This window comes from Aureicoccus marinus (assembly GCF_002954325.1).
GTDB lineage: Bacteria > Bacteroidota > Bacteroidia > Flavobacteriales > Flavobacteriaceae > Aureicoccus > Aureicoccus marinus.
The window spans coordinates 578,392-593,969 of record NZ_MQVX01000001.1; the positions used below are offsets into that span (position 1 = coordinate 578,392).

A 15,578-nucleotide genomic window follows, 5' to 3' on the forward strand; every position below is an offset into this window, starting at 1 on the left:
ATTAACTAGCCCAGCTTGAGCTCATCCAGGATCCCCTGAATTTTCTGATCAAGCGCGCTGTTTACTTCTGCAAAATTATCAGAACTAGCCAAGGGCATATTGGTTGTAATGTAAAATTTAACTTTTGGCTCTGTACCACTTGGACGGGCCGCAATACGGGTACCGTCTTCTGTTTCGTAAATCAGGACGTTGGCCTTGGGTAAATCGATGGTTTTCGAATCCCCTGTCTGCACATTTTTAGCGGCTGACTCATTGTAATCTTCCACCCATTTCAAGGCCGAACCTTGTACACTGGCAGGCGGGTTGTTTTTGAAATCGGCAAGCATTTGCTGAATCTCTTCTGCTCCGCTCTTTCCTTTTTTGGTCAAACTGATCAATTTCTCTTTGTAGAAACCGTAGTCGATATAGCATTGAATCAATTCCTGGTAGAAGCTACTGCCTTTGGCTTTCGCGGCACTGGCAATTTCGCATGCGAGGAGGGAAGAAGTAACCGCGTCTTTATCACGGACAAAGTCTCCCACCATGTAGCCAAAGCTTTCTTCTCCTCCGCCCAAGAACTTGGAAACAGGAAAATCCTTAATCATCTTCCCAATCCATTTGAATCCGGTAAGGGCCGTCTTGAACTCAACTTCATAGTCTTTAGCCATCACCTCCAGCATGGGGGTAGAAACAATGGTCGTGGCAACGAATTCATTTCCGGCAAAACCCTTCTGCTTTTGCGCATCCAGCAGATAACGGGTCATCAATACCATGGTCTGGTTACCGTTCAGCAATTCCATTTTTCCTTGCAGGTTGCGAACCGCAATTCCGAGTCGGTCGCTGTCGGGATCGGTTCCAACCACCAGATCAGCGCCAATTTCATCCGCTTTGGCCAGCGCCATGGCCAAGGCTTCCGGTTCTTCTGGATTCGGCGATTTTACGGTAGGAAAGTTTCCGTCTGGGGTAGCCTGTTCTTCAATAACCGTTACCTGGCTAAAACCGGCACGCTTGAGTACCTCAGGAATGGCGGTGATGGAGGTACCGTGAATAGAGGTGAAAACAATTTTAAAATCGTCCTTTCCTGCGGCGTTTTGGCTACCTGCAGCTACAGAGGCTTCGAAGAAGGCCTCATCTACTTCTGTGTCGATCAGTTCAATGAGTGATTCATTCGGGCTGAATTGCACGTCCGAAAAGTACAAGGCATCGATTTCAGCAATAATAGCCTTGTCTTGTGGAGGAACAATTTGCCCGCCATCCGTCCAGTATACCTTGTACCCGTTGTATTCAGGCGGGTTGTGGGAAGCGGTCAAAACAATACCGGCATGGCATTGCAAATGTTTTACAGCAAAACTGAGTTCCGGAGTCGTTCTCAATGCCGAAAATAGGTAAACGTGGATGCCGTTGGCTGAAAGTACTTCGGCCACCGTTCTGGCCAGGGTGTCACTATTGTTTCGACAATCGAATGCGATCACCACCTTGCTTGCTCACCCGGATAGACCTTTTTGATGTAATTGCTCAGACCCTGGGTGTTCTTCCCCAGAGTGTAGCGGTTGATGCGGTTGGTTCCCACACCCATTACACCACGCATTCCTCCTGTTCCAAATTCCAGACTCTTGTAAAAACAATCTTCCAGTTCAGCGGGATCTTGCTCGATTAGCTTGTGAATTTGCTCTTGTGTTTGCTGGTCAAAGGTTGGGGTTAACCATGCTTTTGCGGCTTCCAATACCGCGGGGTTTAATGCGCTCATGGACTAAATTTAAATTGGAATATTCCCGGTTGTACGTTTTTACTACCTAAAGATATTCATTGGTTTCTTTCCGGAAGTTTATTTTTTCTGCAATGTGGTAAGCATGCCCTTTTTTGTTGTTACGGACCAAAATCTCGCCTAAAAAACCGGCTAAAAACAATTGAGTTCCCACAATCATAGCGGTCAATGAGAGATAGAATTCTGGTCTTTCGGTGATCAAGCGAATGTTGGGCAGGGCACTTCCCGCCGCTTCAGCTGCGTAATAATCCTGCATGATCATGATTTTTTCGACTCCGAGGTAGAGGGCGAAACCAAACCCGATGACGAACATCAGCGCCCCGAGGGCGCCAAAAAGGTGCATGGCTGGCGGCCAAATTTGGAAACAAACCAAATAGTAATCAGGTCCAGAAAGCCGTTGATAAAGCGCTCTGCACCAAATTTGGTGTGTCCGTATTTGCGTGCCTGGTGCTTGACGACCATTTCACCAATACGGCTGTAGCCCGCATTTTTAGCCAAAACGGGGATGTAGCGGTGCATATCTCCCGAAACTTCAATTCCCTTGGCGACATCCCTGCGAAAGGCTTTAAGTCCACAGTTAAAATCGTGCAAACGCAACCCGGACGTTTTGCGAGCAGCCCAATTAAACAATTTAGAAGGGAGGTTTTTGGCAAAGACAGGATCGTGACGCTTCTTTTTCCAGCCCGAAATCAAATCAAAACGGGATTCGGTGATCAGACGATAGAGTTCCGGAATTTCTTCCGGGTTGTCTTGAAGATCCGCATCCATGGTGATAATGACCTCTCCCTTGGCGGCTTTAAAACCGGCGTCCAGGGCTTGCGACTTCCCAAAGTTTTTACGGAAACGGATTCCCCGTACTTCGGCGTATTGTTCCGATAGACCTTGAATAACAGACCAGCTGCCATCCGTACTTCCGTCATCGATGAAGATGATCTCGTATAAAAAGCGATTGGACTGCATCACAGACGCAATCCAATCGTATAATTCTTGCAGGGATTCCTGCTCGTTTAATAAGGGAATGACAATGGAAATCTGCATAGTCCTTCTAACTTCCCCTCAAAAGTAGTACTTTTTGTACGTTCTTTCTTCTCTTTAGGCTTCCGTCTTTCGAACGACCAATCCAATGATTAGCGAAAATATTAAAGCCACGATTGCACTAACCACAATCCCAATGAGGGGGAAGAAAGGCATCAGTTTCTTTTGGAAAGCAATTCCCTGATCCAACTGTTCGCGATTGATCTCTGGGTTGTTAGCTATCGCCGTTTCACGCGCAATCTCCATAACCTTGTCAAAGAATTCAGGCTCGATGTAGTTGGCAAAAATAAATCCATAAATACCACCGAGTAGCGCACTAACGATTGCCACTCCAACTCCTGTTTTTAGAGCTTGGCCTAGAGAAACAAAACCATTATTAGCTTTTTTGAAGGCCAAAATTCCCAAAAGGATAAAAATAAACAGGAGGCCAAAGCCGACGATGTTGTTCACAGCACTTTGCTCGTAGTGCAATTCTTGCGTGTAGAGCATGAAGTTAAAGCCAATTGATACAAGCCCTAGAAAGAGACCGTATTGAAATGCGTACTTACTTGTTTTAGGTTGTTCCATGTTGTAAAAATTTTAGCGTGGTTACCCTCCTTAGTTGGGAAGGATGTATTTTTGTTACATATAAATGTAGTTTTTTTTGCCTCCAAGATTAAAATACCTTGTGTGCAATTAAAAAATAACTAAATTTGCGGCCCTAAAAGGATCAAAGAGAAAACTCATGCAAAAAGATATCCACCCTTCAAACTACAGACTAGTCGCTTTTAAAGACATGTCTAACGAAGATGTATTTATCACCAAGTCGACCGCAGAGTCTAAAGAGACGATTACGGTTGATGGCGAGGAGTACCCGCTCATCAAGCTCGAGATTTCTCGCACGTCTCACCCTTTCTACACCGGGAAGACCAAACTTATCGATACGGCGGGTCGTATTGACAAGTTCAAGAACAAGTACAAGAAATTTCAAAAGTAAATTTCGGAGGCTGACAGCCTGGAACAAAATTCAAAACTCTTGCTGCGGCAGGAGTTTTTTGTTTTAGAACGTACCTTTGGGTCATGAAAATTATTCTCGCAGACTTCGGACTTCATTCAGAATTCCTTCCATTTACTTACACAAAACCCTTGGCGGAATTGCGGATGGGCATACTGACTTTTCGTGAACGATGGGAAAAGGCTTTAGGAAAAAAGTGTGAGAGTTGGGGGCCGGAATACCTGAAAGGGAAGTATCCTTGTGCCCCTGACTCAGAAAATCTGGTTCTACGAGCAACACTTTTACCGACTCCGGCACTACTGGATAAAATCAAAGGGTTAAATCGAGGAGAGGCTCTCTATCAAGAAGATCAACTTTTGGCCTATCGAGGGGAGTGGGTTGATCATTCGGACAGCCTGAAATTGACCAAGCGAGATTTTGAAGAAGAGCTAATCTGGATCCAGAAACCCTGGGATTTGTTTTCAAAAAATGGAACGGCAATAGAGTATGACTATGAACTACTCACTGCCGGGCGTTCCTCTCAGCGACTTTCTTTTACCAATACGGTTTTGGGGGATTCTAATTTGATCTTTTTAGAAGAAGGAGCCGAAGTAGAGTGCAGTATTCTCAATACCAAGAATGGCCCGATCTATATCGGTTCAGAGGCCAAAATTATGGAGGGCAGTATTGTTCGTGGCGGGCTGGCCTTGTGCGAAGGGGCTCAACTAAAAATTGGATCAAAGATCTACGGGCCGTCCACCTTTGGTCCTTATTGCAAGGTTGGAGGGGAAGTAAACAATGCCATCCTCATGGGGTATAGCAATAAAGGGCATGAAGGGTTCCTTGGAAATTCGGTCTTGGGCGAATGGTGCAATTTAGGAGCCGACACCAATACCTCCAATCTAAAAAACAACTACGCTCCTGTACGCTTATGGGACTATGCCTCTGGGCGTTTTGCCCATACCGGTCTGCAGTTTTGTGGGTTGATGATGGGGGACCACAGCAAAGCAGGGATTAATACCATGTTCAATACGGGTACTGTAGTGGGAGTGAGTGCCAATATTTTCGGGAGTGGTTTTCCGCGCAATTTTATTCCTAGTTTTAGTTGGGGCGGAGCTTCGGGCTATACAGAGTACAAAACCAATAAAGCCTTTGAAACCGCTGAAGCCATGATGGCCAGACGCGGAGTTGAATTTGACGAGAACGAGCGAGCGATACTCGAAACCGTATTCGGGATGACCGCCCCCTACAGAACATAATAAGAATCATGTCTAAAAAAGTGGCCTTTCACACCCTGGGTTGCAAACTCAATTTTTCGGAGACTTCGACGATTGCTCGACAGACCGAGGACTTGGGATTTGAACGGGTTCCTTTTGAGGAGGTGGCAGACATGTATGTCATCAATACCTGTTCGGTGACTGAAAATGCTGATCAGCGATTCAAAACGATCGTACGTCAAGCGCACAAACGCAATCCCAAAGCCTATTTGGCGGCCATTGGCTGCTATGCGCAACTGAAGCCAGAAGAACTGGCAGCGGTTGACGGAGTTGATTTGGTGTTGGGGGCGACAGAGAAATTTAAACTCCCGCAGTACCTTAAGGAACTCCTGGAGCGTTATCCGGACGCTGAAGCCAAGGCGGAAGCCAATCCAGAAGGGCTAGGGGAGTACCACAGTTGTGGTATTGAAGAGGTTGATTCCTATCAGGGCGGATATTCCATCGGAGATCGCACACGTGCCTTCTTAAAAGTTCAGGACGCTGCGATTACAAGTGTACCTATTGTACCATTCCGCTTGCCAGAGGAATATCACGAAGTGATACCCTCGAAAGTGTTCTGGCGAAAGCCCAAGAGATTGCTGATAAGGGGGTGCCCGAAATCGTGCTGACTGGAGTGAATATTGGAGACTACGGAAAAGGGGAGTTCGGGAATAAACGGCACGAGCATACCTTTCAAGAGCTGGTTGAGGCCCTTGATGAGCAAGAAGGCATTTCTCGACTGAGAATTTCTTCTATTGAACCCAACCTCTTGTCCGACGAGACCATTTCTTTTGTGGCCCAAAGCAAACGTTTTGTGCCTCATTTTCACGTTCCCTTGCAAAGTGGGTCAGATATCATTTTAAAGAAAATGAAACGTCGCTACCTCAGCCCTTTGTACCGCAACCGGGTGGCACATATCAAAACGGCGATGCCGGACGCTTGTATCGGTGTCGATGTTATTGTCGGATTTCCAGGAGAAACAGAAGAAGAGTTTTTAAAGACCTACCACTTTTTGCACGAGCTTCCGATTTCTTACCTGCATGTGTTTCCTTATTCCGAGCGAGCGAATACCGAGGCAGCAGCCATGGAAGAGGTAGTTCCGCAAGCCGTTCGTGCAAAGCGCAGTAAAATGCTTCGCACCCTATCGGTAAAGAAAAGAAGGCAATTTTACGAAAGCCAGCTCGAGAAAACCTGGCCGGTCTTGTTTGAAGAAGAGAACAAGAAAGGATACATCTACGGCTTTAGTCCAAACTACGTAAAGCTACGGGCCCCTTGGGACCCTTCCCTGGCGGGAAGCATTCGCGATGTTCGCTTTACAGAGATCGACGAGCAAGGCCTGATGCGTGGGGAACTGGTCTAATTTATTCGTTCATTTTTGGGCATAAAAAAAGCCCCCGTTTGGAGGCTTTCTGTTCATTACAATACCCTTAGATACGAATGCCTACAGGCAACATTTCTTTGTATTGTCTATTCTTTCTCAAGAAGCCGGCAATGTGTGGACTTGTTGGTACCACTCTCATTTCTTGCTCTTGCAAATGGTGCAGAACGGCTTTGATGAAGTTTTCTTTGAAACCTTCCACTTGAATTTCCTCTGGGATAACCAACTTGGTCAAAAACACTTTTCTTTCTTGCGAGGAGTACTCAATTTTAGCCAAATGACCGTTAACGGTAGTTTCAAATTGACGCAGGAAGCTGTTGTCCTTAATCTCGATGTTGTTCATATAGTTTGTTTTAGCGCTAGCGGTTAAAAAAGAAGGCTTTCTCAAGGCCTTCTTCCCGCATTTTTCATCTCCAAAAAAAATGGACAGACGATTGCAAAAGGAGGACAAAATTAGTTAAAAAAAGGCTAATTTCCTATCCAAACTCGATGAATGCGGAGATATGGTCGATGAGGTTCCATCTGAGGATCAAAAGCCTATTCCCATCTACTGGATGCCAGGGATGGCTGCGTCTTCAAAAATCTTTGAACATATTCGGTTACCCGAAAACCAATTTCAGAACCACTTTCTGGATTGGGAGTTACCGGAACCGGGCATGGATTTGTCAGCTTATGCAGCCAAATGGGCCTCAGATATACCGGAAGGATCCGTTTTGATCGGGGTATCTTTTGGTGGGGTACTCGTGCAAGAAATGGCTGCTTTTTGCAAACCCAGGCAGGTCATTATCATCTCCAGTATTAAATCCAAAAAGGAGTTACCTCCCAAGATGTGGTTTGCTCGATATACCTCCGCCCATCGCTTGTTACCCACTCAATTGATCAACCGTCTTGACTGGGTCGCCCGCTATGCCTTTGGAGAGGCTGTTGAAAAGCGCTTAAAACTTTATGAGCGTTACCTGGGTTTGGCCGACAAACGGCATTTGGATTGGGGGATTAACGAGCTGGTCAATTGGTCAAGAGAGGAGCCTATCCCAGGCGTGGTGCATATTCACGGGACAAAGGACGCCGTTTTTCCGGCACAACACTTGGGGGAATGCTATTTGGTTGAAGGCGCAACCCATACCTTGGTCATTCATCGGGCAAAATGGCTGAATGAACGGCTTCCCGACCTGATTTTAAAGGAGAATAGGGGCAAAATGGTATCTTCGAGAACAGATTAATGTATCGGCCGTTGCCTACCCCATGTAACGGTTGTTTTAAACCTCTTGAGATATGTCACGGAATACGCCTTCTGTTAAGTCTTTTTTCGCCGGAATCGGCTTTGCTTTTGTTATTGGTAGTTTTGTTTTTGCTACCCAACAGGACCCGGTAAACAACACCCAATTAGAGGACGATAAAGAACAATCGGATCGACAAGTAGCGGATGAGTACAACATCAAGGCGATTGACATCCCCGCTGATCTCCATTTTGCAGGAGAAAAGGTTCCTTTTACGGATCCCGAAATCATGGAGCGTGTTGACCGCGAATTTTTGGTCAATACCTATTGGCAATCAAACGCTCTTTTGTTAATTAAAAGAGCGAACAAGTATTTCCCGATTATAGAGCCTATTCTGGCCAAAAATGGGATTCCTGATGACTTCAAATACCTGGCTGTTGCCGAGAGTGGTTTGACCAATGTAGTCAGTCCTGCCGGAGCGACTGGTTTCTGGCAAATTATGCGCGCCACGGGTAAGGAGTACGGACTAGAAGTCAATAAGAATGTAGATGAGCGTTACAACTTGGAAAAATCTACTCAGGTAGCCTGCGAGTATTTAAAAAAGTGGAAAGAGCGATTCGGAACCTGGACCTTGACAGCGGCTGCATACAATGCAGGTCCTAATGGAATTCAGAAGTATATGGATATCCAAAAAGCCGATAACTACTACGATTTGTTGCTCGGCGAAGAAACAGGCCGCTATGTATTCCGTATCATGGCGATCAAAGAAATTCTATCGAACCCAGAAAACTACGGTTTTCAGTTTGAGGAGGAAGACCTCTATGTACAGGTGCCCACCTTTGAAGTGCAAGTCGATTCTGCTGTGAGCAGCTGGGCCGATTTTGCGAAGCAATACGATTTGAGTTACAAGGTACTTAAGCGTCACAACCCTTGGTTGCGTCAGCCACATCTGGATAACAGCAGTGGGAAATCCTATGTCATAGAAATCCCCAAAAAGGGATACTACCGCAGCGGCTCTTAATTCCCTGTTCTGAATTCTTGTTCGATCGGGCTGTAAAGACCGTAGTATTCTCGTCTTAGTAGATCGAGATAGGCGATGATTCGTTTTCTATGAGGATGCTCTTCGTCTAACGCGTCTTTTTCCTCTTCATCAAATACGAGCAAGGCGATGTACCACTTTTGACTTCCAGAGACCGTGTAGTCTGCACCCGACGGATCTCCGCCTGCTACAGCTACAGCGAGCATCGCTCCTAATAAGAAGGCTTCTGAAGTTCGATCCCTTTCGTAAAAATTGAAGAAATAGGTTCTGTTATCTACAACGAAAGGAATAGCATCATTCATCTGCTCCTCATCCAGACTATACTTAGATTGCAGAAATTGATAGAAGGTCCCTTCGTCCTTTTTATCCTGAAAGATGAAGGCCACGTCTTTGGGCAGGCTCGAGTCCAACCGTTTGGCCTTTTGGAGTTTGTAGGTTTTTATTTTAGGCGCTGTTTTGGTCGGAAAGCAGGAGGTCAGTGTTAATAGAAGACCCCAATAAAAGAGCTTTTTCATGGTGGTGTTTGATCTGCATTAGGCGATCAAGAACCGTGCCGCCGATTTAGATTTTCTTCATCTGCTGTTGCAAGACCTTAATCTGATCGGTCAGCATATTGTTTTTATCTAGCTTTTTGGCTTCTTGCAAGAGTTGAGTAGCTTCTCTTTTACGTCTCTTCTGCATGGCGATGCCGGCAAGGCTGAGTTTGGCCATGGCGACGTCGTAATCCATATTCAGACCGAGCTTCAGTGCCTTTTTAAAATGCTTTTCGGCTTGGGTCAGGTTTTTTTGAGAAAAGAGAATACCGTGCATATAGTGGTAGTAACCTTGTTGCTTCTGGGTCAATGAAGCCTCCGGGTTTTTGATGCGGTCCAACCACTTCTGAGTTCCCTCCAAGTCCTGCTTCCGCATGCGCAAGAAGGCCAGAAGGATGATTTCATTTCTGAAATACAAGAAAATAAATATGGTAGAAAGCAGGAGTAAAGCGATACCGTTGCCGATCAGTCCTTCAACAAATTGATAGACGGCGAATCCGACGATTAGGGCAACAAGAACAAGCTTTATATTTTTGTGAAACATAGTCTCTTTTGATTCTTATGAAGTAGGAGGCAAAAATAGTGTTTTTTAAGGCGAACAAAAACGCAGATGTATTTGCGCGACTAAAAACTCTTTGTATATTTGCGCCCAGAATTTTTAGACAGAAATGGAGATTCTGATCTAGAAAACTTCTGCTCAATTTGTTAAAGAGACCATCGAATGAAAAGAACATATCAGCCTTCAAAACGTAAACGTCGCAACAAGCACGGTTTTAGAGAGCGTATGGCGTCAGCAACGGAAGAAAAGTCCTAGCGAGCAGAAGAGCTAAGGGTAGAAAGAAATTATCGGTTTCTTCTGAGCCTCGTCACAAGAAATAAATGATCGAATAAGAGATTAAAAAGGTGTTACTTTTACAGGTAGCACCTTTTTTGAACCTTTTTCAAAACTGCTTTACATAATACCCCACAATCCCTGAAAATTGGGCTTAAAACGAGTACACTATGCCGAAAAGAAAAGACCTCAACTGTATCCTCATCATTGGTTCTGGACCGATCATTATCGGACAGGCGTGTGAATTTGATTATTCCGGTTCACAGGCGCTTCGATCTCTTCGCGAAGATGGTATCGAAACGATTCTGATCAACAGCAACCCGGCGACCATTATGACGGATCCTTCAATGGCGGATCACATTTACCTGAAGCCATTGACCACAAAATCCATTATCGAAATTCTAAAGAAGCACGATAATATTGATGCTGTATTGCCAACGATGGGAGGGCAAACGGCACTGAACTTGTGTATTGAGGCAGACGAAAAAGGCATTTGGGAAGACTTCGGAGTAGAGATTATCGGTGTCGATATCGATGCGATCAACATTACAGAAGACCGCGAGAAGTTCCGCGAGTTGATGTTGAAAATTGGAATCGGGATGCCTCCTCAAGCGGCGGCAACTTCCTTCCTTAAAGGAAAAGAAATTGCTCAAGAATTCGGTTTTCCATTGGTCATCCGGGCTTCTTTTACCCTTGGGGGTGCCGGAGCTGCGATCGTCCACGATCCAGACGATTTTGATGATTTATTGAGTAATGCCCTGGAGGTTTCGCCTATTCACGAGGTGATGATCGATAAAGCCTTGATGGGGTGGAAGGAGTACGAGCTCGAGCTTTTGCGCGATAAGAATGACAACGTTGTTATTATCTGTACCATCGAGAATATGGATCCTATGGGGATTCACACGGGGGATTCCATAACGGTAGCACCAGCCATGACCCTTTCTGATCGTACCTTCCAGCGTATGCGTGATATGGCTTTGCACATGATGCGCAGTATTGGTGACTTTGCCGGAGGATGTAATGTGCAGTTCGCCGTAAGCCCTGACGAAGAAGAAGATATCATTGCTATAGAAATCAACCCTCGGGTATCTCGATCCTCAGCACTCGCTTCCAAAGCGACCGGTTATCCTATCGCAAAAATCGCCTCCAAGTTGGCCATCGGCTACACCTTGGATGAACTAAAGAACCAAATTACCCAGTCCACTTCGGCCTTGTTCGAGCCGACCCTGGATTATGTCATCGTTAAAATCCCGCGTTGGAACTTCGACAAATTTGAAGGATCTGATCGTACCCTTGGCCTTCAAATGAAATCTGTAGGGGAGGTGATGGGAATCGGAAGATCCTTCCAGGAAGCCCTCCACAAGGCCACGCAGTCCTTGGAAATCAAACGAAACGGCTTGGGAGCTGATGGTAAAGGCTATACGGATTACGAGCAAATTATACAGAAGCTGACGGTACCCAGCTGGGACCGGGTTTTTGTGATTTACGATGCCATCCAATTGGGTATTCCATTGACTCGTATTCACGAAATAACCAAAATTGATATGTGGTTCCTGAAGCAATATGAGGAACTGCATTTCTTGGAGCAGGAGATTAGCCAGCATTCCATTGAGACCCTGCCCAAGGCCCTCTTATTGGAAGCCAAGCAGAAAGGATTTGCCGATCGTCAGATCGCGCATATGCTAGAATGTTACGAAAGTGAAGTACACAAGCGCCGGATGGATCAGGGCATCAACCGGGTCTTTAAGTTGGTGGACACCTGTGCAGCAGAGTTCCAGGCGATGACTCCTTATTATTATTCTACTTTCGAAGAGGAGATTGAAACCACTGACGGTAAGCGATTTGTGGCCAACGATAGCGCGGTTACCGACCGAAAGAAGATCCTGGTTTTGGGTTCAGGCCCAAACCGTATTGGTCAAGGCATTGAGTTTGATTATTGCTGTGTCCACGGTGTATTGGCTTCTAGCGAATGCGGATACGAGACCATCATGATCAACTGTAACCCAGAAACCGTATCGACTGATTTTGATACGGCAGACAAGCTCTACTTCGAGCCGGTATTCTGGGAACATATTTACGACATTATTCTGCATGAAAAGCCCGAAGGGGTGATCGTGCAGTTGGGAGGGCAAACCGCCCTTAAACTGGCGGAGAAGCTCGATCGTTACGGGATCAAGATTATCGGAACAAGCTACCAATCTCTTGATTTAGCCGAGGATCGGGGAAGTTTCTCGAACCTCTTGAAAGAACACAACATCCCTTATCCAAAATTTGGGGTGGCCGAGACAGCCGATCAGGCCTTGGCTTTGGCTGATGAATTGAACTTCCCACTTTTGGTGCGTCCTTCCTATGTATTGGGTGGACAAGGCATGAAGATCGTCATCAACAAGGAGGATTTAGAAGCCCACGTAGTGGACTTGCTTCGCAAAATCCCAAACAATAAACTGTTGTTGGATCACTACCTGGATGGAGCGATTGAGGCCGAGGCGGATGCCATTTGCGATGGGGAAGATGTCTATATCATCGGAATCATGGAGCATATTGAGCCCTGTGGTATTCACTCCGGAGATTCGAATGCCACCTTGCCTCCTTTTAACTTAGGAGAGTTCGTACTTCAACAGATCAAGGACCACACACGTAAAATCGCTTTGGCTTTGAACACAGTTGGTTTGATCAACATCCAATTCGCGATCAAGGACGATACGGTTTATATCATTGAAGCGAACCCAAGGGCGTCGAGAACAGTTCCGTTTATCTCTAAGGCTTATGGAGAGCCCTATGTCAATTATGCGACCAAGATCATGCTTGGCGATAAAAAGCTTAAGGACTTTAACTTTAAGCCGCATTTAGATGGGTATGCGATCAAGCAGCCGGTCTTCTCTTTTAACAAGTTCCCGAATGTGAATAAGAACCTTGGACCAGAAATGAAGAGTACAGGGGAAAGTATCTTGTTCATCGATACCTTGAAGGACGATGAATTCTACAACCTCTACTCCAGAAGAAAGATGTATTTATCTAAATAGGACCAGAGTTTAGAAAACAAGAAGAAAAGAGGGAAAAGGAGGCTTAGGCTTCCTTTTCCTTTTTTTGCCGCCTTCCTCATCGGAGGAACTCAAGGTTTCTGTGATGGGTAAGGCCTGTTGGTGAAAGAGTTGCGCTCGATTTTTATAGACGTCCAACAGCTCGGTTAGACGTGTTTGCATCTCGATTTGTTGCTGCTCGATCTCCCGGTACAAATTGTGAGCCGACTTGAAGGCCGTCGAAAGTTCCAGAACCACAGGGTCTTCTTTTCCTACATGTACGAAGACTTTCTCAAGCATAGGTTTAATGAAGAAATTCTGGTGATAAGCCAGATCTTCATAGGATGCAAATTGGCTGTGGTAGGCATCGTAGATCGATTTGATTTCCTGATGACCCTCGGTGCCCGTAATAGATACAAGTTGAAGGACTTCAGATCCTCTTTTAAGCAAATCGTAGACCATCGAAAGATAGACCGATTTACGCTTCAGGTCTTCGTCTTGGGCGGCAGCCAGCAATTGACGCAGGTCTTTGTCTTGAGCGATAAAGAAATCAACAGAAGACGTCATTTCGTGATAAGCCCCCATATTTTCCTGGCCAAATTGATCGATATAGGCTTCGAAGTAGTCCTCGTTATTCAGGAGATTCGAAAGTCTTTCTAGGTGCTGTTGACTATTCGGTGCCAAGGAAGGGAAGTACAAAGGGCCTGTCTTCATTTCGCCGATCAAACGATTTAAATTTTCAAGAAATAGCTGACTTTGGCTCTGGCTGGCCCGCACAAGTCCACCTAAATAGCGCATACGGCGCCCGTCCTTTTCGGAGGCGAGGCGACTCACTTTTTGCTTGTCGAGTCTGGTCAGGAGGTAGTAAATCAAGAGCGCACTCAGGGCTCCACCAAGGGCAGCCAGGGTGTTCTTGAGAAAGTCTCGGTCAAAAAAAGATTTCCACTCCGATTTGGTCATAGAGTTTACCACTAGATTCCTAAATATAAGGAAAAGCCTCTATCTCAACAGCTAACCGATTGGTCTTTTTGTTAAATCTTAGACCATTTTGTATGGAAAGTCCCTTCTCTGTCGGTACGTTCGTAGGTGTGCGAGCCAAAATAATCGCGTTGTGCCTGAATCATATTGGTCGGCATTCTGCGGCTGGTAAAGCACTCAAAATACAAAAGAGTTGTTGACAAAGCCGGTAAAGAAATTCCGTTACTGATGCTGTAGCTCAAAAGGCTTCTGGTTGACGCAACGCAGCTTTGAACTTTGGCCACAAAAGAGGGGGCGAGTAGCAAATGTTTTAGGTGGGGTTCCTCTTGGTACGCCTGCGCGATATCTTCCAGCAGTGCCGCTCGAATGATACAGCCTTCCCTCCAGATTTTGGCAATGGCAACCATAGGCAATTCATAGCCGTATTCACTGGAAGCCTCTGCGAGCAGATGCATACCCTGCGCATAGGATACCAAGAATCCAAAATAGAGGGCCTCCTCAGCCATTTTCATCAAGTCCTTTTGATTGAGATTTTCGGGGATAGGGCGGTGGTATTTGGCATCAGCTCCTCCCTTAGGGCTTTGAGTCCACTAAGCCCCCTCATGGTAACGGCCATATCAATGGTTGGAACAGGGATGCCCAGGTCCATTGCATTTTGAGAGGTCCATTTTCCGGTGCCTTTTTGCTTGGCCTTATCCAAAATTCGGTCTATGAGGAATCCCTCTTCCAGCGGGTCCTTTTGCTGTAAAATGTCTGCGGTAATTTCGACTAAGAAGGACTGCAACCGGCCGGTATTCCACTCGCTGAATCGCTCGGACATTTCGAGATTGGTCGCATTGCTGGATTTTTTCATCAGGTCATACATCTCAGTAAGCATCTGCATCAAGGCGTATTCGATGCCATTGTGAACCATTTTGACGTAGTTGCCGGCCGACTTTTTCCCCATGTAAGCAACACAGGGTTCTCCTTCAAATTTAGCCGCTGCCGCTTCAAATACCGGTTGAATAAGCGGATAAGCTTCAGGGGATCCACCGGGCATAATACTCGGACCTTTTCGAGCACCCTCGGCTCCTCCTGAGACTCCGGCTCCCAGATAGAGGATTCCTTTTTCTTTGAGTTCTGCCTCCCGCCGATCCGTATCGGTGTAATAGGAATTTCCACCATCGATTAAGAGGTCTCCTGGACGGAGTAATGGCAAGAGGTTCGCGATGACTTGATCTACTATTTTACCTGCAGGAACCAGCATCATAATTCTTCTGGGTTGCTTCAGGGATGATACAAACTCACTCGCCTGAGTCGTTGCATTGACCCGATCCGGATTTCCACCTTCCGCTATCAGGGTGTCAACCTGCTCTTGGCTTACGTCTAAACCGGCTGCAGCAAAGTTATTGTCAGCCACATTCAGGATAAAATTGCGTCCCATAACACCCAGTCCAACCAGGCCAAAATCGTAGTGTTGTTTTTTCATCTGTCTTCCAATTGATTCCTCAGGAATGCACCGGCCTTGACCGGCTTTGTCCAAAGAGGAACCTAAAATAAACCTTATCTTCGTCGGGTACAAGCCAACGACTAT

At 45.9% G+C, this 15,578-nt stretch carries 12 protein-coding genes and 4 pseudogenes; 7 read left to right on the plus strand and 9 right to left on the minus strand.

What is annotated here, in order from left to right:
• Positions 1-5: 5 nt before the first annotated feature.
• The 3 genes and pseudogenes from BST99_RS02715 to BST99_RS02725 all read right to left on the minus strand — a co-directional run bounded on the left by BST99_RS02715 (position 6) and on the right by BST99_RS02725 (position 3,346).
• Positions 6-1,726 (minus strand): annotated as a pseudogene (locus BST99_RS02715) (phospho-sugar mutase).
• 46 nt (positions 1,727-1,772) lie between these two features.
• Positions 1,773-2,782: pseudogene (locus BST99_RS02720) on the minus strand (glycosyltransferase family 2 protein).
• Positions 2,783-2,836: 54 nt separating this feature from the next.
• Complete coding sequence (locus BST99_RS02725; RefSeq protein WP_105000432.1) at positions 2,837-3,346, minus strand: DUF4199 domain-containing protein; 510 nt, start codon at positions 3,344-3,346, stop codon at positions 2,837-2,839.
• Positions 3,347-3,503: 157 nt separating this feature from the next.
• Here BST99_RS02725 and BST99_RS02730 point away from each other — a divergent pair, with 157 nt between their 5' ends.
• From BST99_RS02730 to mtaB, 3 genes and pseudogenes are all read left to right on the plus strand, one after another.
• Positions 3,504-3,755, plus strand: a complete 252-nt coding sequence (locus tag BST99_RS02730) for a type B 50S ribosomal protein L31 (RefSeq protein ID WP_105000433.1) — start codon at positions 3,504-3,506, stop codon at positions 3,753-3,755.
• A gap of 83 nt (positions 3,756-3,838) precedes the next feature.
• On the plus strand, positions 3,839-5,011 hold the full coding sequence (locus tag BST99_RS02735) for a GlmU family protein (RefSeq protein ID WP_105000434.1): 1,173 nt from the start codon (positions 3,839-3,841) through the stop codon (positions 5,009-5,011).
• Between the two features lie 8 nt (positions 5,012-5,019).
• Positions 5,020-6,368: pseudogene (gene mtaB, locus BST99_RS02740) on the plus strand (tRNA (N(6)-L-threonylcarbamoyladenosine(37)-C(2))-methylthiotransferase MtaB).
• A gap of 67 nt (positions 6,369-6,435) precedes the next feature.
• Here the strand turns inward: mtaB and BST99_RS02745 are convergent.
• Positions 6,436-6,729, minus strand: coding sequence for a GNAT family N-acetyltransferase (locus tag BST99_RS02745; protein WP_105002411.1), 294 nt, complete (start codon positions 6,727-6,729; stop codon positions 6,436-6,438).
• Between the two features lie 160 nt (positions 6,730-6,889).
• Between BST99_RS02745 and BST99_RS02750 the strand changes: the two genes are divergently transcribed.
• Positions 6,890-7,606, plus strand: coding sequence for an alpha/beta hydrolase (locus tag BST99_RS02750; protein WP_105000435.1), 717 nt, complete (start codon positions 6,890-6,892; stop codon positions 7,604-7,606).
• Between the two features lie 52 nt (positions 7,607-7,658).
• Positions 7,659-8,624 carry a lytic transglycosylase domain-containing protein gene (locus BST99_RS02755; protein WP_105000436.1) on the plus strand — a complete coding sequence of 322 codons (966 nt, stop codon included), beginning with the start codon at positions 7,659-7,661 and terminating at the stop codon, positions 8,622-8,624.
• On the opposite strand, the gene BST99_RS02760 is transcribed toward BST99_RS02755, so the two are convergent.
• Both BST99_RS02760 and BST99_RS02765 read right to left on the minus strand, forming a co-directional pair.
• Positions 8,621-9,157 (minus strand): hypothetical protein, encoded by a 537-nt coding sequence (locus tag BST99_RS02760; protein ID WP_105000437.1) that lies wholly within the window; start codon positions 9,155-9,157, stop codon positions 8,621-8,623. The genes BST99_RS02755 and BST99_RS02760 overlap by 4 nt on opposite strands.
• 46 nt (positions 9,158-9,203) lie before the next feature.
• Positions 9,204-9,719 carry a hypothetical protein gene (locus BST99_RS02765; RefSeq protein WP_105000438.1) on the minus strand — a complete coding sequence of 172 codons (516 nt, stop codon included), beginning with the start codon at positions 9,717-9,719 and terminating at the stop codon, positions 9,204-9,206.
• Positions 9,720-9,896: 177 nt separating this feature from the next.
• Here BST99_RS02765 and rpmH point away from each other — a divergent pair.
• Both rpmH and carB read left to right on the plus strand, forming a co-directional pair.
• Positions 9,897-10,054 (plus strand): annotated as a pseudogene (gene rpmH, locus BST99_RS02770) (50S ribosomal protein L34).
• 123 nt (positions 10,055-10,177) lie between these two features.
• Positions 10,178-13,030 carry a carbamoyl-phosphate synthase large subunit gene (gene carB, locus BST99_RS02775; protein WP_105000439.1) on the plus strand — a complete coding sequence of 951 codons (2,853 nt, stop codon included), beginning with the start codon at positions 10,178-10,180 and terminating at the stop codon, positions 13,028-13,030.
• A 9-nt stretch (positions 13,031-13,039) separates the two neighbouring features.
• Here carB and BST99_RS02780 read toward each other — a convergent pair whose 3' ends face one another.
• The 3 genes from BST99_RS02780 to gndA all read right to left on the minus strand — a co-directional run bounded on the left by BST99_RS02780 (position 13,040) and on the right by gndA (position 15,473).
• The gene (locus BST99_RS02780) at positions 13,040-13,987 is read right to left on the minus strand and encodes a hypothetical protein (RefSeq protein ID WP_105000440.1); all 948 of its coding nucleotides are present in this window, start codon (positions 13,985-13,987) and stop codon (positions 13,040-13,042) included.
• A 71-nt stretch (positions 13,988-14,058) separates the two neighbouring features.
• On the minus strand, positions 14,059-14,511 hold the full coding sequence (locus BST99_RS14865; protein WP_317046102.1) for an NADP(+)-dependent, decarboxylating phosphogluconate dehydrogenase: 453 nt from the start codon (positions 14,509-14,511) through the stop codon (positions 14,059-14,061).
• A 5-nt stretch (positions 14,512-14,516) separates the two neighbouring features.
• On the minus strand, positions 14,517-15,473 hold the full coding sequence (gndA, locus tag BST99_RS02785) for an NADP-dependent phosphogluconate dehydrogenase (protein ID WP_317046103.1): 957 nt from the start codon (positions 15,471-15,473) through the stop codon (positions 14,517-14,519).
• Positions 15,474-15,578 lie beyond the last annotated feature (105 nt).